At 34.0% G+C, this 23,565-nt stretch carries 22 protein-coding genes and 1 tRNA gene; 12 read left to right on the forward strand and 11 right to left on the reverse strand.

Translation table 11 applies throughout. The annotated features are described in order from the left end of the window. Positions 1–30: 30 nt before the first annotated feature. The 6 genes from ACIQ0M_RS00435 to ACIQ0M_RS00460 all read right to left on the reverse strand — a co-directional run bounded on the left by ACIQ0M_RS00435 (position 31) and on the right by ACIQ0M_RS00460 (position 5,697). The gene (locus ACIQ0M_RS00435) at positions 31–432 is read right to left on the reverse strand and encodes a four helix bundle protein (RefSeq protein ID WP_396148605.1); all 402 of its coding nucleotides are present in this window, start codon (positions 430–432) and stop codon (positions 31–33) included. Between the two features lie 62 nt (positions 433–494). Next, positions 495–1,676, reverse strand: a complete 1,182-nt coding sequence (locus ACIQ0M_RS00440; RefSeq protein ID WP_396148607.1) for an acetyl-CoA C-acyltransferase — start codon at positions 1,674–1,676, stop codon at positions 495–497. 54 nt (positions 1,677–1,730) lie between these two features. Then, a complete protein-coding gene (locus ACIQ0M_RS00445) occupies positions 1,731–2,087 on the reverse strand; it encodes a four helix bundle protein (protein WP_396148609.1) in 357 nt (118 codons plus the stop codon). Positions 2,088–2,134: 47 nt separating this feature from the next. Beyond that, positions 2,135–4,525: a 3-hydroxyacyl-CoA dehydrogenase NAD-binding domain-containing protein gene (locus ACIQ0M_RS00450; RefSeq protein ID WP_396148611.1), complete on the reverse strand. Its 2,391-nt coding sequence runs from the start codon at positions 4,523–4,525 to the stop codon at positions 2,135–2,137. 149 nt (positions 4,526–4,674) lie between these two features. Then, the gene (locus tag ACIQ0M_RS00455; RefSeq protein ID WP_396148613.1) at positions 4,675–5,106 is read right to left on the reverse strand and encodes a MarR family winged helix-turn-helix transcriptional regulator; all 432 of its coding nucleotides are present in this window, start codon (positions 5,104–5,106) and stop codon (positions 4,675–4,677) included. A 180-nt stretch (positions 5,107–5,286) separates the two neighbouring features. Beyond that, the gene (locus ACIQ0M_RS00460; protein ID WP_396148615.1) at positions 5,287–5,697 is read right to left on the reverse strand and encodes an OsmC family protein; all 411 of its coding nucleotides are present in this window, start codon (positions 5,695–5,697) and stop codon (positions 5,287–5,289) included. A 192-nt stretch (positions 5,698–5,889) separates the two neighbouring features. Here ACIQ0M_RS00460 and ACIQ0M_RS00465 point away from each other — a divergent pair, with 192 nt between their 5' ends. The 8 genes from ACIQ0M_RS00465 (at position 5,890) to ACIQ0M_RS00500 (ending at position 10,973) form a co-directional block, all read left to right on the forward strand. Continuing rightward, a complete protein-coding gene (locus ACIQ0M_RS00465) occupies positions 5,890–6,567 on the forward strand; it encodes a Crp/Fnr family transcriptional regulator (protein ID WP_396148617.1) in 678 nt (225 codons plus the stop codon). Positions 6,568–6,669: 102 nt separating this feature from the next. Further along, positions 6,670–7,266 carry a peroxiredoxin family protein gene (locus tag ACIQ0M_RS00470; protein WP_396148620.1) on the forward strand — a complete coding sequence of 199 codons (597 nt, stop codon included), beginning with the start codon at positions 6,670–6,672 and terminating at the stop codon, positions 7,264–7,266. 4 nt (positions 7,267–7,270) lie between these two features. Beyond that, a complete protein-coding gene (locus ACIQ0M_RS00475; protein WP_396148623.1) occupies positions 7,271–7,723 on the forward strand; it encodes a YHS domain-containing (seleno)protein in 453 nt (150 codons plus the stop codon). A gap of 2 nt (positions 7,724–7,725) precedes the next feature. Next, the gene (locus ACIQ0M_RS00480) at positions 7,726–8,124 is read left to right on the forward strand and encodes a DoxX family protein (RefSeq protein WP_396148625.1); all 399 of its coding nucleotides are present in this window, start codon (positions 7,726–7,728) and stop codon (positions 8,122–8,124) included. Further along, positions 8,114–8,602, forward strand: a complete 489-nt coding sequence (locus ACIQ0M_RS00485; protein WP_396148627.1) for a DinB family protein — start codon at positions 8,114–8,116, stop codon at positions 8,600–8,602. Before ACIQ0M_RS00480 ends, ACIQ0M_RS00485 begins: the two co-directional genes overlap by 11 nt. Beyond that, a complete protein-coding gene (locus ACIQ0M_RS00490; RefSeq protein ID WP_396148629.1) occupies positions 8,590–9,300 on the forward strand; it encodes an NRDE family protein in 711 nt (236 codons plus the stop codon). Before ACIQ0M_RS00485 ends, ACIQ0M_RS00490 begins: the two co-directional genes overlap by 13 nt. Positions 9,301–9,443: 143 nt before the next feature. Then, on the forward strand, positions 9,444–10,340 hold the full coding sequence (locus ACIQ0M_RS00495) for a D-alanine--D-alanine ligase (protein ID WP_396148631.1): 897 nt from the start codon (positions 9,444–9,446) through the stop codon (positions 10,338–10,340). Continuing rightward, a complete protein-coding gene (locus ACIQ0M_RS00500) occupies positions 10,341–10,973 on the forward strand; it encodes a hypothetical protein (protein ID WP_396148633.1) in 633 nt (210 codons plus the stop codon). It abuts the gene before it with no gap. Positions 10,974–10,990: 17 nt separating this feature from the next. Here ACIQ0M_RS00500 and ACIQ0M_RS00505 read toward each other — a convergent pair whose 3' ends face one another. The 5 genes from ACIQ0M_RS00505 to ACIQ0M_RS00525 all read right to left on the reverse strand — a co-directional run bounded on the left by ACIQ0M_RS00505 (position 10,991) and on the right by ACIQ0M_RS00525 (position 20,986). Further along, entirely contained in the window at positions 10,991–12,772 is a 1,782-nt protein-coding gene (locus tag ACIQ0M_RS00505) for an AMP-dependent synthetase/ligase (RefSeq protein WP_396148635.1), read from the reverse strand. Positions 12,773–12,933: 161 nt separating this feature from the next. Continuing rightward, on the reverse strand, positions 12,934–14,367 hold the full coding sequence (locus ACIQ0M_RS00510) for an LTA synthase family protein (protein WP_396148637.1): 1,434 nt from the start codon (positions 14,365–14,367) through the stop codon (positions 12,934–12,936). 574 nt (positions 14,368–14,941) lie between these two features. Further along, on the reverse strand, positions 14,942–18,595 hold the full coding sequence (gene purL / locus ACIQ0M_RS00515) for a phosphoribosylformylglycinamidine synthase (RefSeq protein ID WP_396148639.1): 3,654 nt from the start codon (positions 18,593–18,595) through the stop codon (positions 14,942–14,944). A gap of 135 nt (positions 18,596–18,730) precedes the next feature. Beyond that, positions 18,731–19,372, reverse strand: coding sequence for a DUF1579 domain-containing protein (locus ACIQ0M_RS00520; RefSeq protein ID WP_396148641.1), 642 nt, complete (start codon positions 19,370–19,372; stop codon positions 18,731–18,733). Positions 19,373–19,420: 48 nt separating this feature from the next. Continuing rightward, positions 19,421–20,986 carry a hypothetical protein gene (locus ACIQ0M_RS00525; RefSeq protein ID WP_396148643.1) on the reverse strand — a complete coding sequence of 522 codons (1,566 nt, stop codon included), beginning with the start codon at positions 20,984–20,986 and terminating at the stop codon, positions 19,421–19,423. 127 nt (positions 20,987–21,113) lie between these two features. Between ACIQ0M_RS00525 and ACIQ0M_RS00530 the strand changes: the two genes are divergently transcribed. The 4 genes from ACIQ0M_RS00530 to ACIQ0M_RS00545 all read left to right on the forward strand — a co-directional run bounded on the left by ACIQ0M_RS00530 (position 21,114) and on the right by ACIQ0M_RS00545 (position 23,432). Continuing rightward, positions 21,114–21,545: a hotdog fold thioesterase gene (locus ACIQ0M_RS00530; RefSeq protein WP_396148645.1), complete on the forward strand. Its 432-nt coding sequence runs from the start codon at positions 21,114–21,116 to the stop codon at positions 21,543–21,545. Continuing rightward, on the forward strand, positions 21,545–22,570 hold the full coding sequence (locus ACIQ0M_RS00535) for a chorismate-binding protein (RefSeq protein WP_396148647.1): 1,026 nt from the start codon (positions 21,545–21,547) through the stop codon (positions 22,568–22,570). Before ACIQ0M_RS00530 ends, ACIQ0M_RS00535 begins: the two co-directional genes overlap by 1 nt. Beyond that, a complete protein-coding gene (bshB1, locus tag ACIQ0M_RS00540) occupies positions 22,571–23,293 on the forward strand; it encodes a bacillithiol biosynthesis deacetylase BshB1 (RefSeq protein WP_396148649.1) in 723 nt (240 codons plus the stop codon). 63 nt (positions 23,294–23,356) lie between these two features. Next, positions 23,357–23,432: transfer RNA gene (locus ACIQ0M_RS00545), tRNA-His, on the forward strand. Positions 23,433–23,565 lie beyond the last annotated feature (133 nt).

The raw sequence follows: 23,565 nt of genomic DNA on the forward strand, positions 1-23,565 counted from the left end.
TAGAGTTTTGAGAATAGATTTTAACGGTTATTAAAAAGGGAATAGGTTATAGAAAAAAGGAGGAATAAAAGAAAATGTATTTTTCTTCAATCCATTTTGAAATGACATCGTCATTTTTTGAAATTCTTCAATTTTCTTTTCCATTTTATCAAACTTTTCTTCATTTATATAGTTTCTATGTTTTGCAACAATAAGTTGTGTAATTAATTCAAAAGAAGAACCAAGTGCAATGTCAACAAAATGACTAAAAGATTTATCTGTTCTTGATGAACCTTCTGCTATGTTACTAGGAATAGAGACTGAACATCGACTCATTTGTGAACTCAAATCATATCGTTCATGTTTAGGAAACTCTAATAAAATATCCGAAACATCATTAGCAATCTCAATACCTAGTTGCCAAACTTTCAAATTTTTATAATTATGTCTCATCAATCTTCCTTTTAAGTTTTTCTTTAAAAGTCTATTTTCTATATTCTATTTTCTATTCTCTTTTATAGCAATTCAAAAATTCCAGCAGAACCTTGTCCTGTACCCACACACATACTCACAATTCCGTATTTACTATTACGCAAACGCATTTCATCAAACAATTGAACTGACAATTTAGCACCCGTACAACCTAGTGGATGACCTAATGCAATAGCTCCACCATTTACGTTTACGATTTCTGGATTTAAGCTTAATTCACGAACAACGGCTAGTGATTGCGAAGCAAAAGCTTCGTTCAATTCAATTAAATCTATATTGTTTAATGTCAAACCGGCTTGTTTTAAAGCTTTCGGAATGGCTTTTACCGGACCAATTCCCATGATTCTGGGTTCTACTCCGGCTGATGCGAAGTTGACTAAGCGAGCAATAGGCTTAATTCCTAATTCATTAACCAATTCTTCGCTCATGATTAATACGAAAGCGGCACCATCACTCATTTGCGATGAATTTCCGGCTGTAACTGAACCATCGGCAGCAAATACAGGTTTTAATTTGCTTAATGCTTCTTTATTCGTGTCCGCTCGTGGTCCTTCGTCTTTGGTAACGGTGTAGGATTTGGTTTCTTTTTTACCGTTTTCATTTAAAAATGTCTGTTCTACGATAATTGGTACGATTTGTTTGTCAAATTTTCCTTCCGCTTGAGCTTTCAAGGCTTTTTGGTGGGAATGATAGGCAAACTCATCTTGGTCTTCACGCGACACGTTGAATTGTTTCGCCACCGCTTCTGCAGTTAAACCCATTCCCCAGTAGTAATCTTCGTTTCCATTTGCTGCTACAGCATAATCCGGAGTGGGTTTGTAGCCACCCATCGGAATAAAACTCATACTTTCGGCTCCTCCGGCAATGATGCAATCCGCCATTCCGGATTGAATTTTAGCCGTAGCCATTCCAATCGTTTCCAAACCGGAAGCACAATAACGATTAACAGTTACACCCGGAACATCGGTCACTTTTAATCCCATCAAAGAAATTAAACGACCTACGTTTAAACCTTGTTCGGCTTCGGGCATGGCGTTACCCACCATCACGTCGTCGATGCGTTTTTTGTCGAAATCGGGTAATTGAGCCATCATGTATTCGATAGTCTCTGCGGCTAATTCGTCAGGACGTTTGAAACGAAAAACTCCTTTTGGTGCTTTACCAACTGCGGTTCTATATGCTTTTACTATGTATGCTGTTTTCATGTTTTTGGTATTAAGATAGGAGTATTAAGTATTAAGACTTTAACTCCTTATTAATTATGTTGTTTTTAATGTTTTTTGAAAGGAAAAGTTCATATTTGAAACTTCAACTAACTGGTTAATGATGGGTTCAACTATTTCTTCATTTATGAGTTTTAGTCTCTTGGCTAATATTAATTGTGTTATTAATTCAAAAGTTGATCCATTTGCTATTCCTAAAAATTGAATAAATTCTTTATTGTGATTTCTTCCTGAGCCTTCTGCAATGTTTGATGGTATAGAAACTGCACATTTTTTAATTTGATGTATTAAGTTAAATTTTTCATCATTTGGAAGCAATAAAGAAATCTCATAAACTTCAACTGCAATATCCATTGCTTTTTGCCATATTTTAAGTTTTTCAAAATTGTGCATATATATAGTCTTTTTCTGTCTTAATACTTAATACTTCCGTCTTAATACTAATTTCTTAACGGCTTCCCTTTAGTCAACATAAATTGAATACGCTCCAACGTCTTTCTCTCAGTACATAAACTCAAAAATGCCTCTCTTTCAATATCCAACAAATATTGTTCACTCACCAATGTCGGTTCAGATAAATCACCACCTGCCATGACATACGCTAGTTTGTTGGCAATTTTTCTATCGTGTTCCGAAATGTATTTTCCGGCTTGCATTTGGTCGGTTCCTACTAAGAACATTCCCAACGCTTGTTTTCCTAACACTTTAATGTCTTTGCGTTGAATCGGTTGGGTGTAGCCTTGTTCTGCCATTTGCAACGCAATTTGTTTGGCTACTGCAATTTGTCTGTCGCGGTTTACTACCACTATATCTTTTCCTTTTTGAAGAATACCGAAATCAAAAGCTTCGTAAGCTGAAGTAGCTACTTTTGCCATTCCAATGGTTAGAAAATATTCTTGTAACACATTCAATTCCACATCGTTTTTACGGAATAAATCAGCAGCACGCAAGGTCATTTCTTTAGAACCACCGCCGCCGGGAATGACTCCGACACCAAATTCAACTAGACCAATGTAGGTTTCTGCAGCAGCCACAACGCGGTCGGCATGCATGCTCATTTCGCAACCACCACCCAATGTCATTCCGTGAGGAGCAACTATAACCGGAATAGAGGAGTAGCGGCAACGCATCATGGTGTCTTGGAACATTTTGATGGCCATGTTCAATTCGTCATATTCTTGTTCAACAGCCATCATAAAAATCATTCCAATATTGGCACCAACAGAGAAATTAGCTCCTTGGTTACCTATAACTAAACCATTGTATTCTTTTTCAGCTAAATCAATGGCTTTCTTGATGCCTTGTAAGACACCACCACCAATCGTATTCATTTTGGAGTGGAATTCTAAATTCAAAATTCCGTCCCCTAAATGATGAATCGTAGCATCGGAATTACCCCAAACTTTTTGGCTTTCTCTGATGTTGTCAAGAATGATAAACGCATCTTGTCCCGGAATTTTCTCTTGTGATTTCGTTGGTATGTTGTAAAAATAGGTCGCTCCATTTTTTACGGTATAAAAAGAAGCGTTTTCAGATTTTACCATTTCAGTCACCCAAGCAGCCGGTTCATAACCTTCTGTACGCATCATTTCAATTCCTTTGGCTACGCCGATGCTGTCCCAAATTTCAAACGGACCATTTTCCCAACCGAAACCGGCTTTCATGGCGTCGTCTATTTTATATAATTCTTCTGATATTTCAGGAATTCTATTGGAACAATAGGCAAACATGGCGGCAAAATTCTTTCTGTAAAAATCACCGGCTTTGTCTTTTCCTTTCACCAAAACACGGAAACGATCAATCGGTTTGTCGATGGTTTTCGTTAATTCTAAAGTGGCAAAAGAGGCTTTTTTATTAGGACGATATTCCATCGTATCCAAATCCAACGACAAAATATCCTTGTCTACTTTTTTATAAAATCCTTGCTTGGTTTTGCTTCCCAACCATTTATTCTCCATCATTTTATCAATAAAAGCAGGGAGTTTAAACAAGTTGTGAGCTTCATCATTCGGGCAATTTTGGTAAATTCCGTTTGCCACGTGAACCAAAGTATCTAAACCAACTACATCAACGGTTCTAAACGTTGCCGATTTTGGACGACCAATTACCGGTCCGGTTAATTTATCCACTTCTTCAATGGTTAAGCCCATTTCTTTCACTTGATGAAATAAACTCATGATACCGAAAATTCCAATTCGGTTACCAATGAAGGCCGGAGTATCTTTGGCTACAACCGACGTTTTTCCTAAAAATTGAGAACCGTAATTGGTTAGGAAATCTAAAACGGATTGACTCGTTTTTGGTCCCGGAATGATTTCAAACAACTTTAAATAACGAGCCGGATTGAAGAAATGTGTTCCACAAAAATGCTGTTGAAAATCATCTGATCTTCCTTCGCTCATAAATTGAATTGGAATTCCGGAGGTGTTTGAAGTCACCAGTGTTCCCGGTTTTCTATATTTATCCACTTGTTCGAAAACGAGTTTTTTGATATCTAAACGTTCCACCACCACTTCAATAATCCAATCTACATTGGCAATTTTCGGCATATCATCCGTAGTATTACCGGTGGTGATTCGGTTGGCGAATTTTTGACTGTAAATAGGCGAGGGGTTGGACTTTAATGCATTCGTTAAACTGTCATTTACGATGCGGTTGCGAACTGCTTTACTTTCTAAAGTAAGTCCTTTTTTCTCTTCCGCCTCAGTCAAAGCATTGGGAATGATGTCTAACAAAAGTACTTCCACACCAATGTTGGCAAAATGACACGCAATTCCGGAGCCCATGATTCCGGAACCGATAACAGCCACTTTTTTAATTGTTCTTTTCATTTTTTATTTCTTATTGCGGATTAGAATTTCCGCTGGTTTTTGTTGGTTTTATTTTTTTTGAACACAGATTTTAAAAATTGTAGAAATCTAACTTTCAATATCTATATTCTATTTTCTTTTCTCTATTTTCTTCTCAAAATATCTTCTTCTCAAAATATCTTCTTATCATTAATCAATTCCGTAATTACATCAGCGACTTCAATAAAGTTTTGCAATTTTTCATCGGAAACGTTTTGACGAATGACTTCATTGAATTTCAATACGGTATTTCTGGATAATTCTCTTTTCTCTTTGCCTAATTCGGTTAGGTAAATTAATACGCCTCGACCATCATCAGGATTTTTTTTGCGGATGATTAGTCCTTTTTCTTCTAATGTTTTTAACGTTCGGGTCAAACTGGTTGCTTCCATTCCCATACGGTTACTGATGTAGGAGGAAGGTGTTCCTTCTTCTTTGTCAATGCTAAGTAACGCAAATCCAATTGCCATTGAACCGTCGAATTTGGAAGCTTCTTCGTTGTACATTCTGGCTACCGATTGCCAAGTTGCCCGAAGAATATAATCTATAGTTTTATCTTTCATATTTTACGCAAACGTTTTCAAAGATAATAAAATTTATTATGCACGCATAGTATTTTTTAAAATTTAACATTTCGATAATATGTAAATTGTATAAAAATGGACTGGTATTAGTCTTTAAATCAAAACAAAAAGACGGAATTTAGTTCGTCTTTCTAGTAATTTTGTTAAAATGCTGAGTAGTTAATTTAAGGTGTATTCAACCGAAATGGCAGTGTTCAATACTTTTGAAATCGGACAATTTTCTTCGGCATCTTTAACTAATTCGGCAAACTTATCTTCCGAAATTCCGTCAACTGTTGCTTTCAGTATTAAATGCGATTTTGTAATAGATCCGTCTTCAAAGGTGACTTGGCATTTTGTTTCCAATTCGGTTGGTTCAAAGCCGGCTCCACCCAAATTGAAACTAAGTTTCATTGTAAAACATCCTGCATGAGCAGCAGCAATCAGTTCTTCAGGATTGGTTCCTATACCATCCTCAAAACGAGAACCAAATGAATATTGTGTTTTGTTTAAAACGGTACTTTGTGTGGTTAACTTTCCTTTTCCTTCTTTACCGGAACCGTTCCAAACGGCTGTTGCATGTCTTTTCATGGTTATTTGATTTATTTTCAGCAAATTACGAAATCCTTTCGTTTGTGGTGTTATTATTATGTTAAGTGTTTTTTGATAATTATCTGTTTTGCAAGTTAGGTGACAGATTTTTAATTAGAATGTACAGACTTTTGCAACACTTTATTATAACTTAAAATAAAATAATTACATTTAACCATCATTCATTCCATCATGTACGAAGAATTAAAATACTGGTATTTACGAGATCACCAATTATTCAGGGCTTTGAGTTTTTCTCAAATTAAGCAACTTTGCATTATTGTTGGTTTTAAAAAGGCTAAAAAAGGAGATATCATTTATTTTTCTGATTCCGAAGTTCCCCGTATTTTCTTATTGAAAAAAGGGAGTATAAAAATTGTTTCGGTGGATGAAGAAGGAGAAGAAACCATCAAAGACATTATTCAAAAAGGGGATTTGTTTGGAGAATTATCATTAGAGCAAGACATTCAGGTGAATGAATATGCTAAGGCACTCACGGATGAAGTCATTATCTGTAGTTTTCTGCTATCTGATTTTGAAGATTTAATTTATAAGCATCCCACCTTAGCTCTTACCTATACTAAATTTGTAGGTTGGAAAATGAAGCGTTTAAAAATGAACTATGCTAATTTAGTTTCAAAAGATGCCAAATCAAGATTGATCACTTTTTTGAAAGAATGGGCTAATAAAGAAGGCAAAGAATCCGAGCAAGGTATTGTAATTGAAAATTACCTCACACAAACTGATATTGCTCAACTAATTTGTACTGCTCGTCAAACAGCCACTTTGTTATTAAATGAACTTACAGAAGAAGGGAAAATTATCTACGGAAGAAGGGAAATTATTATTCCTAATTTAAATAGTTTATAGTTTTACTCTGTTTTGTAAGCTAACTGACAAAACATAAAATTCAGCCTATCTACTTTTGTACTGTAATCGAAGCACAAGTGCTTTTTTTAAATTTTTTACAGTATGAAAAACTATTTTGTCCTTCTCATTTTATTTAGTTGTGGAATGAGTTTTTCTCAGGTGTTATCAAAAAATCCAACTGATGTTTCTCCTTTATTGATAGGAGAGAAATCGCCTAAAGTTACCTTACAAACAATCGAAAATCAACCGATTGAATTGACAAAAATTTTATCCGGAAAAAAGTCTATTGTTGTTTTTTACAGAGGAGGTTGGTGTCCGTATTGCAACACACATTTGAGTGCGTTGGGTGAAATTGAAAATGATTTAGTAAAATTAGGATATCAAATTATTGCAATTAGCCCTGATTCACCCAATTCGCTTCGCGGTACAATCTCGAATGAAAAGTTGAATTATACTCTGCTTTCAGACAGTAAAAGTGATGCGGCTAAATCATTTGGAGTGGCTTTTACTGCTCCGGACAATTATTCGACTTACCTGGCAAAAGGTTCAGACGGATTTAATACGTCGGTTTTACCGGTACCCTCTCTATTCATTTTTGATGATGATGAGATTGTTTTTGAATACATCAGTCCAAACTTTAAACAACGGATTTCTAAAGAATTATTAGTAATGATTGCTCAAAATTTCTCAAAAAAATAAAACAATGAAAAACTTATTTTTAATCTTATTCGTACTTGTTAGTACGTTTGGTAATGCTCAGAATGTAGGTGTTAATCACGCCAATTTGAGCAATGGTATAGCTGTTCAGGGCTACGATGTGGTATCTTATTTCAAAGAAAACAAAGCGGTAAAAGGGAAAAAGGAATTTAGTGTGAAACACAATGGAGCAATTTATTACTTTAAATCCAAAGAAAATAAAGATGCTTTTATAAAAAAGCCATCGGCATATGAGCCACAATATGGTGGTTGGTGTGCCTTTGCAATGGGTGATTATGGTGAGAAAGTAGAGATAAACCCTGAAACATTTAAAATTGTTGATGGAAAGTTGTATTTGTTTTATAATGCCTATTTTACGAATACCTTAAAAAGTTGGAATAAAAATGAGCCAACTTTAAAAGCTAAAGCAGATAGTAATTGGAAAAAAATAACGAGCTGATCATGGAAAAGAAAACAACAATTTTGGAGTGGTTACTGAGCCTTATTGTGGCAATTATTTTGCTTCAAACTTTATTTTTTAAGTTCTCAGCTAGTGAAGAATCGGTTTATATTTTTTCAAAAGTAGGAGTAGAACCCTATGGACGAATCGGATCAGGAATTGTAGAGCTTATCGCCAGTATTCTTTTATTCATAAAAAGATTCAGAATATTTGGGGCATTATTTGCTGCGGGAACTATGTTTTTTGCTATCTTAACACACCTTTTTATATTGGGTGTAAATGTAATGAATGATGGTGGAACGTTGTTTATTTTAGCAACTATAACATTTGTTTGCAGCATGATTTTGGTTTACAGATTTAGAAATGACTATAAAACATTTAGAAAAAAATATGGATTTTAATGCCTTTACAGTATGTTTGAATAATTTAAAATCGCTTTTAGAACAATTACGTCCGAACGATTATGTTTTACCAATTGATTCGCTGAGTCAGGCAACTGTGGGTGAACACACTCGTCATATTATTGAATTATTTCAATGTCTTATTAAAGCTTATGAATCAAATGTGGTTGATTATGATAAGCGTGTACGTGATTTGATGATACAAACAAATCCACTTGAAGCCTTACATGCGATTAATGATATTTTATCTAAAATTGAAAAACCAAATAAAGAATTGATTTTGCATTATTCTTGTTCTTCGCATTTAAATGCAATACCAACCAATTATTATCGGGAATTAATTTATAATTTAGAACATTGTATTCATCATCAAGCCTTAATAAAAGTGGCTGTTTTTCAATTTGATAATATAAAGGTGAGTGATGATTTTGGGGTTGCTCCTTCCACTTTAGCATATAGAAAACAATGTGTACAGTAACATTTGTCAAATATAATGATGTGGTTTGTATTACATCTAACAGAGATGAAAAGGTCAAAAGACCGAAAGCAATTCCGCCCAAGAATTACCGAATAAATAACAAAAACATTTTTTTTCCAAAAGATGCAAAAGCAGGAGGAACCTGGTATGCGGTGGATGAGTATTCTAATGTAATTGTTTTGCTGAACGGAGCTGTTGAAAAACATGAATTTTCTCCTAAATTTCAAAAGAGTAGGGGTTTAGTTGTTTTGGATTTGATAAGTTCAGCATCAATAATTGAATTATGGCAAGAGATTGATTTGACTATTGTTGAACCTTTCACTTTGGTAGTTTATGAAAAAAATCAATTGTTCCAATTGCAATGGGATGGAGAAAGAAAAAAAGTCCGTACTTTGGATGATTCAAAATCATACATTTGGTCTTCGGTAACTTTATATTCTCCGGATGTTATTCACAAACGGAAGAATCGATTTGCAGCATTTTTGGATGAGATAGAAGAAATATCTGCCGACACTTTATTTAATTTTCATAGTTTTAGTGATTCAAAAAATGAAGAGAACGGATTGATAATCAATCGGAATAATGAAACCGTTACGTTAAGTATTACGCAAACTGTTTTAGAACTGAATAAAGTTTCGTTGCATTATCATGACTTAACCGAATCAAAATTGCATTCGCATTCATTCATTGTAATTTAATTAAATTGAGACTATTTTTTCATAAACTTTTCCATTGGGAATATTGGCCTTTTAAAATTGTCTATATTCCAATTTACTTTCTGTGGGCGTTTTATGCGTTACGATGTCGTACCATTTTTTTCTTTAATACAGCCAATCCTTCTATGAAAAACGGTGGGTTTTTTAACGATCCGAAAAAGGAAATCTATGATTTAATTCCTAAAAAATATTATCCCGAAACCAAATTCGTTACTAAAAAAATTGAATTTCAAGAAGTGGTAGAAATAGTTGAACAATCAACAATTCAATTTCCATTATTTGCAAAACCGAATGTAGGCTTACGTGGTTCGGCCGTGAAAAAAATTTATGATATTCAGGAGTTAAAAGCATATCATGAAAAGGCTGATTTTGACTATTTGATTCAGAATATGATTCCATATTCCAACGAGTTTGGCATTTTTTATGTCCGATTTCCTCATGAACAAATCGGCAGAATTACGGGAATTGTTGGCAAAGAATTCATGATTATTACGGGAGACGGAAAATCTACGGTTGAAGAATTGGTAAACAAGATTCTTCGCTATGCCATGCAATTGGATGCATTGAAAAAGTCGCAACCTGAACAACTAAAGTTGATTTTACCCAAGGATAAGCAGTTGAATTTAGTTCCTTACGGGAATCATATTCGCGGGACTAAATTTTTAGACAAAAGCCATCTGATTTCTGACCAATTAACAAAGACGATTAATGAAATGTGTGTACAGATTCCTGGCTTTTATTTTGGACGCATGGATTTGATGTACAACAGTTTGGAAGAATTAGAGCAAGGGAAAAATTTTCAATTGGTAGAATTAAACGGTGCTGCCAGTGAACCAACACATATTTATGATCCATCACATTCTATTTTCTTTGCTTGGAAAGAATTAGCCAGGCATATTACGTATTTGTATAAGATCAGCAAAGAAAATAACAAATTGGGGTACGCTTTTTTGACTCATAAAGAAGGCATAAAAGAATATAAAATTCATTTGGAACAATTTTCAAAAATTATTCAATTTTAATTGAAGAAGTTAAAAAACATAGGTGTAGGATTTGTAGTCAGCGGTTTAGGTTCTTTACCATTAGGTTATTTGAACGCGGTTGGATTCCAAATTTTAATGAATTCTGATTACTTTACGCTTATGTCTTTTTTGTTAGGTGTAGTTTTTATTGAAGGCTTTGTGATTTACTTTACTTTACGATTTGCTCGATTCATTCATTCCAAACAAGCATTAAAAAAATGGATATCAATTTATTCTTTGTTGTTTCTTTTAGTACTAACTTATTTAAGTTATAATTCCAAGGCATCAATTTCTTCGGTTTCAGGTACTGATATTTATTCCTCAAATGCGTTTGTAACAGGTTTAATCTTAAGCCTTTTAAACCTTGCACAAATTCCTTTTTGGACCAGTTGGAATTTATATTTATTACACAAAAGCTATATTATTACAACGTCAAAACTTACAACTTTTTATGTTTTTGGCACTTTAATAGGAACTTTTGCAGGAATGTTAACTATTATTTATGTACTTTCAACGTTTGCCGAAAATGGTTTTTTTGACAAAGAAATTATTTTAAACCATGTATGGATTTTATTCTTAGGATTGGCAATAATACAATTGATATCAATAATCAAAAACTACATAAAAAAATAATTTTTCTGGTTTAATAATTAGTTGGAAGAACCATAAATCTTATCATACAGATGATGATATTTTTCCTTAACAATTTTACGTTTTAATTTCATGGTTGGGGTCAAATGACCGCCTTCAATCGACCAAATATCGGGTGTTAATTCGAAACGTTTGATTTTTTCCCAGTTTCCGAATTTTTCGTTGGCATGATCAACTTCCTCTTGAAAACGTTCAATGACTTTGGCGTTATTCACTAAATCTTCGTTAGAATCTGAGACATTTACTTGATGTCTTTTTGCCCATTCTCTAACAAAATCAAAGTTAGGTTGAATAAAAGCGGCTGGCATTTTTTCACCATCGCCAATGACCATTACTTGTTCTATAAAAAAGGATTGCTTTAATCTATTTTCTATTAATTGCGGTGCAATGTATTTTCCACCGGAGGTTTTAAACATTTCTTTTTTACGGTCGGTGATGCGAAGAAATCCATCACTGTCAAATTCACCAATATCACCTGTGTGAAAATAGCCGTCTTTAATTACTTCGTTAGTCAAAGTTTGGTCTTTATAATAGCCCATCATCACATTCGGACCTTTACAAAGTAATTCACCGTCTTCTGCAATTTTTACTTCCACATTTTTAATTAATTTTCCAACTGTTCCAATACGGAATAAGCCATTTCGCATATCGTTTACAGAAATTACGGGAGAAGTTTCGGTTAAGCCATACCCTTCCATAACCGGAATTCCAGCTGCTGCAAAAACTCTTGCCAATCTAGGTTGAAGAGCTGCACTTCCGGAAACCATTACATCTAAATTTCCGCCCAACGCTTCTTTCCATTTACTGAAAATTAGTTTTCTGGCGATACCCAATTGTTTTTCATACCACCAACCATTTTGACGATATGGTTTATAACGTAAACCCAAATTGATTGCCCAAAAGAAAAGTGTTTTTTTGATTCCGCTTAATTCGGCTCCTTTTCCATAAATTTTATCATATACTTTTTCTAATAATCTCGGAACAACCGTCATTACATTAGGGTGAACTTCTTTTAAATTGTCAGTGAGTTTTTCAATGCTTTCCGCAAAATAAACAGAAACAGAATAGTATTGATATATATATAAAATCACTCTTTCAAAAATATGGCAAATCGGCAAAAAACTTAGTGCCACACTTGTTCCTTCTGCAAAAGGAATTCTAGGAGCACTATCCAAAACATTTGAAACAATATTATTGTGCGAAAGCATTACGCCTTTTGGCCTTCCAGTCGTTCCGGAAGTGTAAATGATTGTTGCTAATTCTTCCGGTTTTACATTGTTTTTTCGGTCTTCTACCAGATCTTGATTGGAAGTATCAGAACCTAATGCTAACAATTCTTTCCAGTTTTTACAGCCTGAAATTTCATCAAAAGAGTAAATATCTTTTAGTGTTGGTACATTGTTTTTAATCGCAATTAGTTTATCATACACTACTTGATCTGAAACGATGCAATAGCTTGATTCAGAATGATTTAAAATGTATTCATAATCTTCTGAGGCAATGGTAGGATAAATAGGCACCGTTTGTGCTCCAACTTGTAATGAACCAATATCAAAAATATTCCACTCTGTTCTGTTGGTAGATGATATTAGTGCTATTTTATCATTTTTTTGCACACCTAAACGAATGAATGCTCTCGAAACAGCATTGGCTTTATCGATATATTCTTGCGTTGAAGTTTTCACCCATTCACCATTATATTTGGTAACCAAGCAATCAGGAACATTATTTTTTGCAAGTTGATAGTACGGAAAATCAAAAAGTCGGGTTATTTGAATCATTTTTTCATGGAATTTTATGCAAATTAGAGAAAAAACAAACATTTTCAAATCATTTTAATAAAAAAAGGAGTTGAAATTTGTCAACTCCTTGATTTTTATGAAATAAATGAATTTAAATGATATAATTTTTTTTAGAAATGTTACTGACATTAAACAATTATTTAATTTTTTCTCATCTTATAAGTTCTGGTTTTATAGAGATTCTGTGCAACTATTAGATGAGCCAATTCATCTTTGGAAAGTTCTATATTTAATTTTGATGGTTTAAGAATACTATCGTTTATTACTTTAAATTGTAATGGTTTTGATTTAGGTTGTAGAATAACAATATCGTTCTCCACTCGAAATGCGAAATTATCATGGAATTGCATGATACTTCTTCCTTTTGTTTTAGAGTTAATTTCGAAAATACTTCTGCCTATCATCGGAGTTTCTGTTATTACACCACTGTAACTTAATAGAGTTGGTGCGATATCAATTTGACTGGATTGCAAATTAAAAATCATTCCTCGTGGCACATTTGGACCAATAATTAAAGCAGGAATTCTGAATTTTTTAATGGGGACTAAATACTTGCCGTAGGTTCTGGTGTTGTGATCTGCAATAATCACAAATATAGTATTTTTATAAAAGGCTTCTTTTTTAGCTAAATCAAAAAACTTACCAATGCTAAAATCTGCATATTTTATTGCATTATTCAGAGTATTTTTCTTTTTTTCATAGGCTACTATTCTTCCGTCAGGATATTCAAAAGGTTCATGGTTTGAAGTAGAAAAAAGTAAAGAAAAAAAAGGTTTGTTATCTAACGATTTAAAATATTGATTTGCTTTGGTTACTAAATCTTCATCACAATATCCCCAGGTTCCTTTTAATGAATAGTTTTGGTTGTCTTGGTCAAAATCTGTTTCATCAATTATATTTTCAAAGCCGTTTCCATTGAAAAAGGAAGCCATATTGTCAAAGTTAGCCATCCCACCATAAATAAAACTAGTATTATAACCCTCCTTTTTGTACACAGATGCCAATGTAAAAAAATGTTCTTGTGAATTACTCATTTTTACAACACTTTCGGAAGAACTTGGAAGAAATCCCGAAATAATGGCTTCAATACCTCGAACACTTCTAGTACCGGTACAATATAAATTTGTATAAAGTAATCCTTCACTAGTGAGTTTATCGAATTCGGGTGTTAAGGGTAATCCACCCAAAGAGCCTACAAATTCGGCTCCTAGGCTTTCTTCTAAAATAATAACGACATTATATTTTTTGTTGGAAATACTATCTGATTTGTTTTGATGCAAAAAAGGAATACTGTCAAATGTAAATTCGCTTTTTTTTGTAGTCATGTATTTTTTAACCCTGTTATTAGCTTCTTCAATATCCATTTTTCCATATAACTTAGAAATATCTGTTTCATTTTTAATTGAGTAAATTGCAAAACCTAGTGTGTATAAAGAATTTAATCCCAATGAATTAGTCATTTGGTCTGTCGAAAAAATAGCATTACTTGCATTTATAGGTCGTTTTGATGTTAAACTTGACCTAGCCCCAAAAATCAAAAGGAATAAGATAATCGGCATCAAAATCAATCTCATTTTTAATGGTTTTGGTTCAATTTTAAAAAGTTGTTTGCTTTTTTTGATTCCAAAGTAGACACCGATTAATAGACAAAAAATGGTAAATATGAGCGATTGAAAGTAACTTTTTAAAAGTGTTCCAAATACTTCTTTTGGATAAATTAAGTAATCGATATAAATTCTGTTTGGTCTAGTGTCATATTGATTTATAAAATTAACAGAAGTTATCTCGGTTAATAAAATTAGAAACAAAAAAAATAGAAAATAAAATGAAATTGGTTTTTGAATATAGTTCAAAAATTTTTCAGGAATGATTGTCAATAATACAAACGGCAAAAATGCAATATAACTAAGAAGAATGACATCAAACCGCAATCCTATCGGAAAAATATACCAATAATCTTTAGTTTCGGAAACCCTGTCAAAAAAATAAATGAATAAAAAAAATCTGCTTAAAGAAGTAATTAATAGCCCTAAGCAGAAAAATAGTAATAGAGGTTTTAAATAGGATAAATTTTTCATTAGATGTTTTACAAAAGTCAAATCTACTTTTGTAAAATCACTAATCGATTAATTTTAGCTTAATGGTTTCTTAATGTTTGCTTAACCAATTTTTAGCATTCACAAACGCTTCTAACCAAGGCGAAACTTCATCGTTTCGGTCTTTTGGATAATGTGCCCAATTCCATGGAAAAGTGGAACGTTCAATGTGCGGCATCATCACCAAATGACGACCGGTTTTGTCGCATAGCATCGCTGTATTAAAATCAGAACCATTTGGATTGGCAGGATAATTTTCGTAACCATATTTTGCTACAATATTATACTGACTTTCTTCATAGGGCAACTTGAATTTTCCTTCGCCATGCGAAATCCAAACGCCTAAAGCTGAACCTGCCAATGTAGAAAGCATCACCGAATTATTTTCTTGGATTTTAACAGAAGTAAATCCACTTTCGTGTTTCTGACTGTCGTTATGGTGCATTTTTCCGTGAATTTCATGTTCAGGATTGATGACTTCTAATTCCATAAACAACTGACATCCATTACAAATTCCAACGGATAAGGTGTCTTCTCTTTTGAAGAAATTATCCAACGCTGTTTTAGCTTTTTCGTTGTATAAAAAGGCACCAGCCCAACCTTTGGCAGAACCCAACACATCTGAATTTGAAAATCCGCCCACCGCACCAATAAACTGAATGTCTTCTAAGTTTTCACGACCCGAAATCAAATCGGTCATGTGCACATCTTTTACATCAAATCCGGCTAAATACATGGCATTAGCCATTTCGCGTTCCGAATTACTTCCTTTTTCACGTATAATGGCTGCTTTTGGTCTTGGTTTTGATGCATCAATCTCCGGTTTTTTACCCTTAAAATGAGATGGAAATTGAAACTGCAAAGGTTGATTTTTGTAATTCACAAAGCGAGCAGCCGCCTTACCATTTTTGGTTTGTTTTTGGTCTAATAAATAGGAAGTTTTAAACCAAGTATCTCTGTATTTTTCTATGTCTAACGAGTAGTTTCCTATTGCTAAATTATTCGAAGCGGTAACAATTCCTAATTTATGGAAAGTGATATTTTCTTCTTTCAAAAATGATTCAAAAACGTTATCATCATTCGCTTGAAGCACAATTCCGATATTTTCAGAGAATAAAATCTTCAATACATCTTTTTCTTCAAATGAGTCAAAATCAAGTTTCGCCCCCAAGTGATTATCCGCAAAGCACATTTCTAATAACGTGGTAATCAATCCACCACTTCCAATATCGTGACCGGCTGCAATTTCATCGTTTTTGATTAATTCCTGAATCGCATTGAATGTTTTTTTGAAAAAAGCAGCATTTTTGATAGTTGGTGTTTCTTTTCCAATTGCATTTCTAATTTGAGCAAAAGAAGAGCCACCTAACTTAAATTCATCTTGTGATAAATTGATATAGTAAATCGAACCGGCATTTTTTTGAAAAACAGGTTCAACTACTTTAGTAATTTCATTACAATTTCCGGCAGCAGAAATAATCACCGTTCCCGGAGCAATGACCTCGGTATCCGCATATTTTTGCTTCATGGAAAGAGAATCTTTTCCGGTTGGAATGTTGATTCCTAATTCGATAGCAAATTCTGAACAGGCTTCAACTGCTTCATATAAACGAGCATCTTCGCCTTCATTTTTACAAGCCCACATCCAATTGGCAGAAAGTGAAACACTTTTTAAACCATCTTTAAGCGGAGCAAAAACAATGTTGGATAAGGCTTCACCAATCGCATTTCGACTTCCGGCTTTCGGATCGATTAAAGCAGAAATAGGAGAGTGACCAATGGAAGTGGCAATTCCTTCTTTTCCTTTATAATCCAACGCCATTACACCGACATTGTTCAAAGGCAATTGTAATGGTCCGGCACATTGTTGTTTGGCTACTTTTCCACCAACACAACGATCGACTTTATTGGTTAACCAATCTTTACAAGCTACAGCTTCTAACTGTAAAACTTGTTCTAAATACGTTTCAAAGTCGTCTTCTTTATAATTGATTTCGCTAAAATTCCTTTCAACCGAAACATCTTTCATAATCATTTTAGGAGAACTTCCGAACATATCGGCCAATTCAAAATCCATAGGTTTAGCTCCCGTAGTTTTAGATTCAAATGTAAATCGATGATCTCCGGTCACATCACCCACTTGATACATAGGTGAACGTTCTCTGTCGGCTATGCGTTTCAAGGTTTCAATGTCTTTTTGACCAATAACCAATCCCATTCGTTCCTGACTTTCGTTACCGATGATTTCTTTTGCAGATAGGGTAGGATCGCCCACAGGCAATTTATCCAAATCGATTAATCCACCGGTTGCTTCAACCAATTCCGATAAACAGTTTAAGTGTCCACCCGCACCGTGATCATGAATGGAAACAATCGGATTTTCATCACTTTCCACCAAACCACGAATGGCATTGGCCGCTCTTTTTTGCATTTCAGGGTTGGAGCGTTGAATAGCATTTAATTCGATTCCAGAACCGAAAGCTCCTGTATCTGCTGAGGAAACGGCGGCTCCACCCATTCCGATTCTGTAATTTTCTCCACCTAAAATCACAATTTTATCGCCAACTTTTGGTTCTTGTTTTTGAGCTTGGTCTGCTTTTCCGTAACCAATTCCGCCAGCAAGCATAATCACCTTGTCAAAACCTAATTTTCGGGCATCTTCTTCGTGTTCAAAAGTCAAAACTGAACCAGTAATTAATGGTTGCCCGAATTTATTACCAAAATCTGAAGCACCATTAGAAGCTTTGATTAAAATATCCATTGGAGTTTGATACAACCATTTACGTTCTTCCATGGCATTTTCCCAAGGACGAGTTTCTTCCAAGCGAGAATATGAAGTCATGTAAACCGCAGTTCCGGCTAACGGAAGTGAACCTTGTCCACCGGCAAGTCGGTCTCTGATTTCTCCACCCGAACCGGTTGCTGCACCGTTGAAAGGCTCAACAGTTGTAGGGAAATTATGCGTTTCAGCTTTTAAGGAAATAACCGAATCAAATTCTTTCGTTTGATAAAAATCAGGTTTATCGGCACTTTTTGGAGCAAATTGTTCCACTTTTGGTCCTTTGATGAACGCCACATTATCTTTGTAAGCTGAAACAATATCGTTAGGATTTTCTGCAGATGTTTTCTTAATTAATTTGAAAAGTGAGGACGGTTTTTCCTCACCATCAATCACAAACGTTCCGTTGAAAATTTTATGACGACAATGTTCTGAATTCACTTGAGAGAAACCAAAAACTTCAGAATCTGTTAGATTGCGTTTCAGTTTTATGGCTAACGTATTCAAATAATTAACTTCCTCATCACTCAAAGCCAACCCTTCTTGTTTGTTGTATGCCGCAATATCTTCAATTTCTTTGATAGATTCCGGTTGAATGTTGATGGTGAAAATTTCCTGATGTAATTCAGTATATTTTTGAAACAGCATCGGATCAAAATCGGAATGACTACTTTCTACTTTATGAAACTCTTCAATGCGAATGATCCCTTCTATGCCCATGTTTTGAGTGATTTCAACGGCATTCGTACTCCAAGGTGTAATCATAGCGGCACGCGGTCCAACAAAAAAATCCGCTAACACGGATTTTTCTATTTTTTGAGTATTGCCAAAAAGCCAATTTAATTTTGCGATATCTTGAGCCAAAAGTTCGTTTTGCGACTGAACGGCAAAAACGTTAGTACTTTCGTTTCCGAAGAAATGAATCATATAAAAAATATTTGTGTTGTTGTAGGTGCAAATTTACGTCGAAAATTAGTAGTTTCAAAGTATATTTATTCACGAAGTTGTGAACAAAAAAAGACTGTTGGTTAGACAGTCTTTTTAAAATTTAGTTATCAAAATTTATTTTTTTCTAGTCATGATGATTTCCATGCTTTTGAATTCTTTTCCGGTATAATCAACGTCAAACATTTCCATTTTACGGGTATTTTCATCTACAATAGTATAGGTTTCACGAATTGGTTTTTCTTTCTTGGTAACTGGGTCGACTGTAGTTCCTGAAAAATTGATAGTTTTAGTTGCTTCATCATATTTTCCCATAATAACCATAATTCCGGTACTCATATTATCAATCCATGTTGAGGTATATTCTTGAGAGGCTTTGTTAAAGGCTAATGTACTTTTACCTTCAAAAGGCATTCCCATAAAATCACCTTTATGGATAGTTTCTTGATAGCGATCACCATAAATCATTTTAGTTTCTGCTGTCATTGTGTTTTTAGTAGGTTCTGCACCCGGCTTCATCCACATGGTCATTTCTTCGTTCCATGTTCCACTGTCTAATATCAACATTTTGTGTTGCTCTCCCGGTGCCATGTAATCTTCCCAAGCTTTTGCAATGGTAGCAGAATCAGGAATAGTAACGGCTGTTTCTTCAACTTTAACGGTATCGGTAACAGTAGCATTGTCCGTTTTTGTTTCTTCTTTTTTCCCACAAGAAACAAGCGAAATAATCGCAATTAATGATAAAAATTTTAGTTTCATAATTTTACTGTTTTGTTAGGTTTGTCTTGTAAAATTATGAAAAATTGTTTAATCTTCTTCAAAAATTGAATAATTATAAGCTCCCATATCATAAGGGTTAAGTCGTTGAATTCCAGAAATATCAAACGTGCCTTGAGCAAAAAGAGGATTGGCCTGTCCTTTTGCAGCAGAATCAACACCAATAATCAATTTGTTTTTAATCACATTCAAAAATTTAGGATTCGCTACTGAATTATTTGTAGCGATGATACAGTTTACATAATGTGCGGTATCAGTTGCAAATTGATAAAGTTCGTTATTCGTATAAACATTATTAATATTATTGAACTTAATCAAACAATGATCGAATTTATAATTGAATATAGGATGGTCTACTTTATCAATTAACATTTGAATTTGGTTTGAACCATAAATAATACAATTGGTAAAAGTAGCCTCTTCCATTGGTTGCACTTCAGGATCAGCTCCTTCAATATAATTGTTCAAATAAACAGAAAGTTGTCTCGAACTTGCCCAATTATTATTAAAAGTAGAGTGATTAAAATTATATTTTCCACCATAAGAACAAGCCAAAGCAAATTGTCCGGCACTATTTATCACTACATTTTCAGCTTTAATGTAAGCTGTTCTGGCTAAAATTCCAAAATTAGAATGATCGTAAATTTGTACGTTCTTCAACTTAACATCAGCTTCAGGATTATTTAAACCGGTGTTTCCGTCGATTAAAAGTCCAACTACACCGTTTTTAATAATACAATTTGTAAATTCATTGTTCTTACTTCCTTCTGTCAGCCATATTGCTCCCCATTGTCCAGGAACATCTTCATATAAAGGTTCTAATCTGTCGCCTTGAAAAATGACATGACTTTCCAATGGATTATCAGAATTATTAGAAATTCCTCCATTGACTTTTATAGTACCTTGGTCACCAATTATCAAACTTGATTCCGCATGAAAATGAATTCTGGCCCCAGCTTCAACAACTAATGTTTTGTTGGCAGGAACGGCTGCATAACCATAAATGACATAGGGTTTTGAATTATTCCAAATATATTCATTTCCGTTAATCGGGTCGTTTTCGTCTAAAACAAAACCACGTTCAAGTCTTCCTCCGATATTTATATTTTCATACATCCCATTATCTAAACGTTGAGGATAAAGAAAATAGGCATCCTGAATTAACGTTACTAATTCTACTTTTTGCTCTGAAGTTCCTTGTCCGAAAAGTATTTGATCTGTATATAAAAAATCTGTAGGATTTGCAGCAGCAACATCTGCGGTTACTTCAATAAAAATATACATGCTGTCTTTGGCGAGCATTTCTACATTTTCAAAAATACGGTTGTTGCCAACTATTCCATCAACTGTCATGCGGTATTTAGAATCCAATCCTTTGCCTAAACGGATGGAGGGAATGCTAATATCTTCATTGGAACGGTTATAGACTTTCAAGGTGTAAGTACTTGATCCAATGTTACTAAAAACAGTGTCAAAATAAACAGTGTCTCTTGAAAATTCCAATCCGCCTGAACTGGGTTTAAATTCAAAATCATTTCTACAAGAAGTTAAGGAAATGGCAGAAATGATAAAAAATAGAAAAAGTAAATTACGCATGAGCCTGATTTTTGGTAAAATTAACCATTAAATTGAAATAGCAAAATCAAATTAGTAAACGAATTTAAGAGGATTTTAGTTCATACAACTTCTAAAAATCTTTATTTTTACCAAAAAATAGATTAAGATGACTTTAGATAAAGCCAAAATTCTTCAAAATTGTAATGATTTCAGTAAAAATACGTTGATGGAAACCCTTGAAATTGAGTTCATTGATGTAGGAGAAGACTTTTTAAAAGCCAAAATGCCCGTAAATTCCCGAATTCATCAACCGATGGGATTATTGCACGGCGGAGCTTCAGTAGCATTGGCAGAAAGTGTAGGAAGTGCCGCTTCGATGTTGTTTGTGAATGCCGAAAAACAAGAAGTGCGTGGCATAGAAATCTCAGCAAACCATTTACGAAGTAAGCGAGAAGGAACAGTTTTTGCCACTGCAAAAATCATTCATCAAGGAAGAAGCATTCATTTGTGGGAAATTAAAATTGAAGATGAAGAAGGAAAACTAATCTGTCTTTGCAAATTGTCCAACATTGTTTTGCCAAAAAATAATCCTTCCTAATGACCGTTTTTTCAAAAGTAAAAAAGCAAATAGAGGAGGGATTACCTTTTGTTTTGTATGTTCTTCCGAATCAAAATAAACTTTGTGGTTTATTTCAACATAATGATTCTATTCACAATTTTAAAAGTGAAAGCGGATTTGTTTTTGCATCATTTAATGATGATAAAAAATATGTAATTCCTTTGGAGAGTTCAGATTTTTTGAAAGAGGAATTTAATTTTGATTTTGCAAATCAGACTGAAATTTTGATAAATTATTCAGAAAATGAAAAGAAGCATTTTGAAGATATTGTTCAAAAAGCTGTAAATTCAATTCAAAATGGCAATTTTGAAAAAGTTGTCCTTTCCAGGAAGATTGAAATGGAAAAGAAAGTTGATTTGATTGAAACTTTTTCACGATTAGCCAATCGCTATCCAACTGCTTTTCGTTCATTATTTTATCATCCGCAAATTGGTTGTTGGATGGGAGCCACACCTGAACAATTGATTAAAGTGGAAAACAATCATTTTGAAACCGTTTCATTAGCGGGAACACATCAAAAAAGTAGTTTTAAAAATTGGACAGCCAAAGAAATTCATGAACAGCAAATTGTGACGGATTATATTTTAGATAATTTGCATAAAGAAGTACTTTCTTTGAAAGTTAACGAACCATTCTCGGTGGAAGCCGGTTCGTTAGTTCATTTAAAAACCACTATTTCAGGCGAAGTTTATTCGATAGAAAACAGTAAAAATATCATTCAAAATTTGCATCCAACGCCGGCAGTTTGCGGTTTTCCAAAAGAAAAAGCCGTTCAGTTTATTGCTGAAAATGAAGATTACGACCGAAAATTTTATGCCGGTTATTTAGGTTTATGGAATGAAGAAGAAGCATCTTGCAATCTTTTTGTAAATTTACGATGTTTAGAAGTGGAAGAAAATAAAATAAACATTTATGTCGGTTGCGGAATCACCGGTGATAGTAACCCGGAAAAAGAATTTTTGGAAACCGAACATAAATCGCAAATCATGAAAAGTATTTTATAAATGAACAATCAAGTAGATATTTTAGCATTTGGTGCTCATCCTGACGATGTAGAATTAGGTTGTGCCGGAACAATTGCCAAAGAAATTTCGTTAGGAAGAAAAGTCGGGATTATCGATTTAACGGAAGGCGAATTAGGCACACGAGGTTCTGTTGAAATTCGCTATAAAGAAAGTGCAAAAGCTTCTGAAATTTTAGGCATTTCGTTTCGTGAAAACCTAAAAATGCGAGATGGTTTTTTCAAAAATGATGAAGAACACCAAATGCAAGTGATTAGAATGATTCGAAAATACCGGCCGAAAATAGTGATTTGCAATGCAGTCGACGACCGTCATATCGATCACGGAAAAGGGGCAAAATTAGTTTCCGATGCGTGTTTTTTATCCGGTTTAAAGCGAATTGAAACCGTTTTAGATGGCGAAAAGCAAGAAGCTTGGCGACCAAATGTTGTTTATCATTACATACAATGGAAAGATTTGAAACCCGATTTTGTGGTGGATATTACAGGATTTATGGATAAAAAAGTACAAGCAATTATGGCGTATGATTCGCAATTTTATAATCCAAATTCTGATGAAATGGTTACGCCAATTGCTACCAAAAACTTTTTAGACAGCATAAAATACCGTTCGCAAGACTTAGGAAGACTTATCGGAACTGACTTTGCTGAGGGATTTACGGTTGAAAGATATTTGGCTGTCAATAGCTTAGAAGATTTAATTTAAATTATTTTAAAAATCTTTGCAAAATCAAAGGTTTACACTATATTTGCACTCGCAAAATCAAATGGTGATTGTAGCTCAGTTGGTTAGAGCGTCGGATTGTGGTTCCGAAGGTCGCGGGTTCGAGACCCGTCTTTCACCCAGAAATGCAAAGCTTCAAGGAAACTTGGGGCTTTTTTTGTGGGGTTAACTGGGTGAATTTTTAAATTTATATTGATTTTCTTAAACTTTTAAATCATCAAAACGAAACTGTGTATCTTTGTTTTTCATTTAAA

Origin of the sequence: Flavobacterium sp. (assembly GCF_044339515.1) — a bacterium.
In the GTDB taxonomy this organism is placed as follows: Bacteria; Bacteroidota; Bacteroidia; order Flavobacteriales; family Flavobacteriaceae; genus Flavobacterium.

Coding starts and splice junctions, on each gene's coding strand:
- ACIQ0M_RS00435 (WP_396148605.1), bottom strand. CDS start 432: ATGAGACATAATTATAAAAATTTGAAAGTTTGGCAACTAGGTATTGAG.
- ACIQ0M_RS00440 (WP_396148607.1), bottom strand. CDS start 1,676: ATGAAAACAGCATACATAGTAAAAGCATATAGAACCGCAGTTGGTAAA.
- ACIQ0M_RS00445 (WP_396148609.1), bottom strand. CDS start 2,087: ATGCACAATTTTGAAAAACTTAAAATATGGCAAAAAGCAATGGATATT.
- ACIQ0M_RS00450 (WP_396148611.1), bottom strand. CDS start 4,525: ATGAAAAGAACAATTAAAAAAGTGGCTGTTATCGGTTCCGGAATCATG.
- ACIQ0M_RS00455 (WP_396148613.1), bottom strand. CDS start 5,106: ATGAAAGATAAAACTATAGATTATATTCTTCGGGCAACTTGGCAATCG.
- ACIQ0M_RS00460 (WP_396148615.1), bottom strand. CDS start 5,697: ATGAAAAGACATGCAACAGCCGTTTGGAACGGTTCCGGTAAAGAAGGA.
- ACIQ0M_RS00465 (WP_396148617.1), top strand. CDS start 5,890: ATGTACGAAGAATTAAAATACTGGTATTTACGAGATCACCAATTATTC.
- ACIQ0M_RS00470 (WP_396148620.1), top strand. CDS start 6,670: ATGAAAAACTATTTTGTCCTTCTCATTTTATTTAGTTGTGGAATGAGT.
- ACIQ0M_RS00475 (WP_396148623.1), top strand. CDS start 7,271: ATGAAAAACTTATTTTTAATCTTATTCGTACTTGTTAGTACGTTTGGT.
- ACIQ0M_RS00480 (WP_396148625.1), top strand. CDS start 7,726: ATGGAAAAGAAAACAACAATTTTGGAGTGGTTACTGAGCCTTATTGTG.
- ACIQ0M_RS00485 (WP_396148627.1), top strand. CDS start 8,114: ATGGATTTTAATGCCTTTACAGTATGTTTGAATAATTTAAAATCGCTT.
- ACIQ0M_RS00490 (WP_396148629.1), top strand. CDS start 8,590: ATGTGTACAGTAACATTTGTCAAATATAATGATGTGGTTTGTATTACA.
- ACIQ0M_RS00495 (WP_396148631.1), top strand. CDS start 9,444: ATGAAAAACGGTGGGTTTTTTAACGATCCGAAAAAGGAAATCTATGAT.
- ACIQ0M_RS00505 (WP_396148635.1), bottom strand. CDS start 12,772: ATGATTCAAATAACCCGACTTTTTGATTTTCCGTACTATCAACTTGCA.
- ACIQ0M_RS00510 (WP_396148637.1), bottom strand. CDS start 14,367: ATGAGATTGATTTTGATGCCGATTATCTTATTCCTTTTGATTTTTGGG.
- purL (WP_396148639.1), bottom strand. CDS start 18,595: ATGATTCATTTCTTCGGAAACGAAAGTACTAACGTTTTTGCCGTTCAG.
- ACIQ0M_RS00520 (WP_396148641.1), bottom strand. CDS start 19,372: ATGAAACTAAAATTTTTATCATTAATTGCGATTATTTCGCTTGTTTCT.
- ACIQ0M_RS00525 (WP_396148643.1), bottom strand. CDS start 20,986: ATGCGTAATTTACTTTTTCTATTTTTTATCATTTCTGCCATTTCCTTA.
- ACIQ0M_RS00530 (WP_396148645.1), top strand. CDS start 21,114: ATGACTTTAGATAAAGCCAAAATTCTTCAAAATTGTAATGATTTCAGT.
- ACIQ0M_RS00535 (WP_396148647.1), top strand. CDS start 21,545: ATGACCGTTTTTTCAAAAGTAAAAAAGCAAATAGAGGAGGGATTACCT.
- bshB1 (WP_396148649.1), top strand. CDS start 22,571: ATGAACAATCAAGTAGATATTTTAGCATTTGGTGCTCATCCTGACGAT.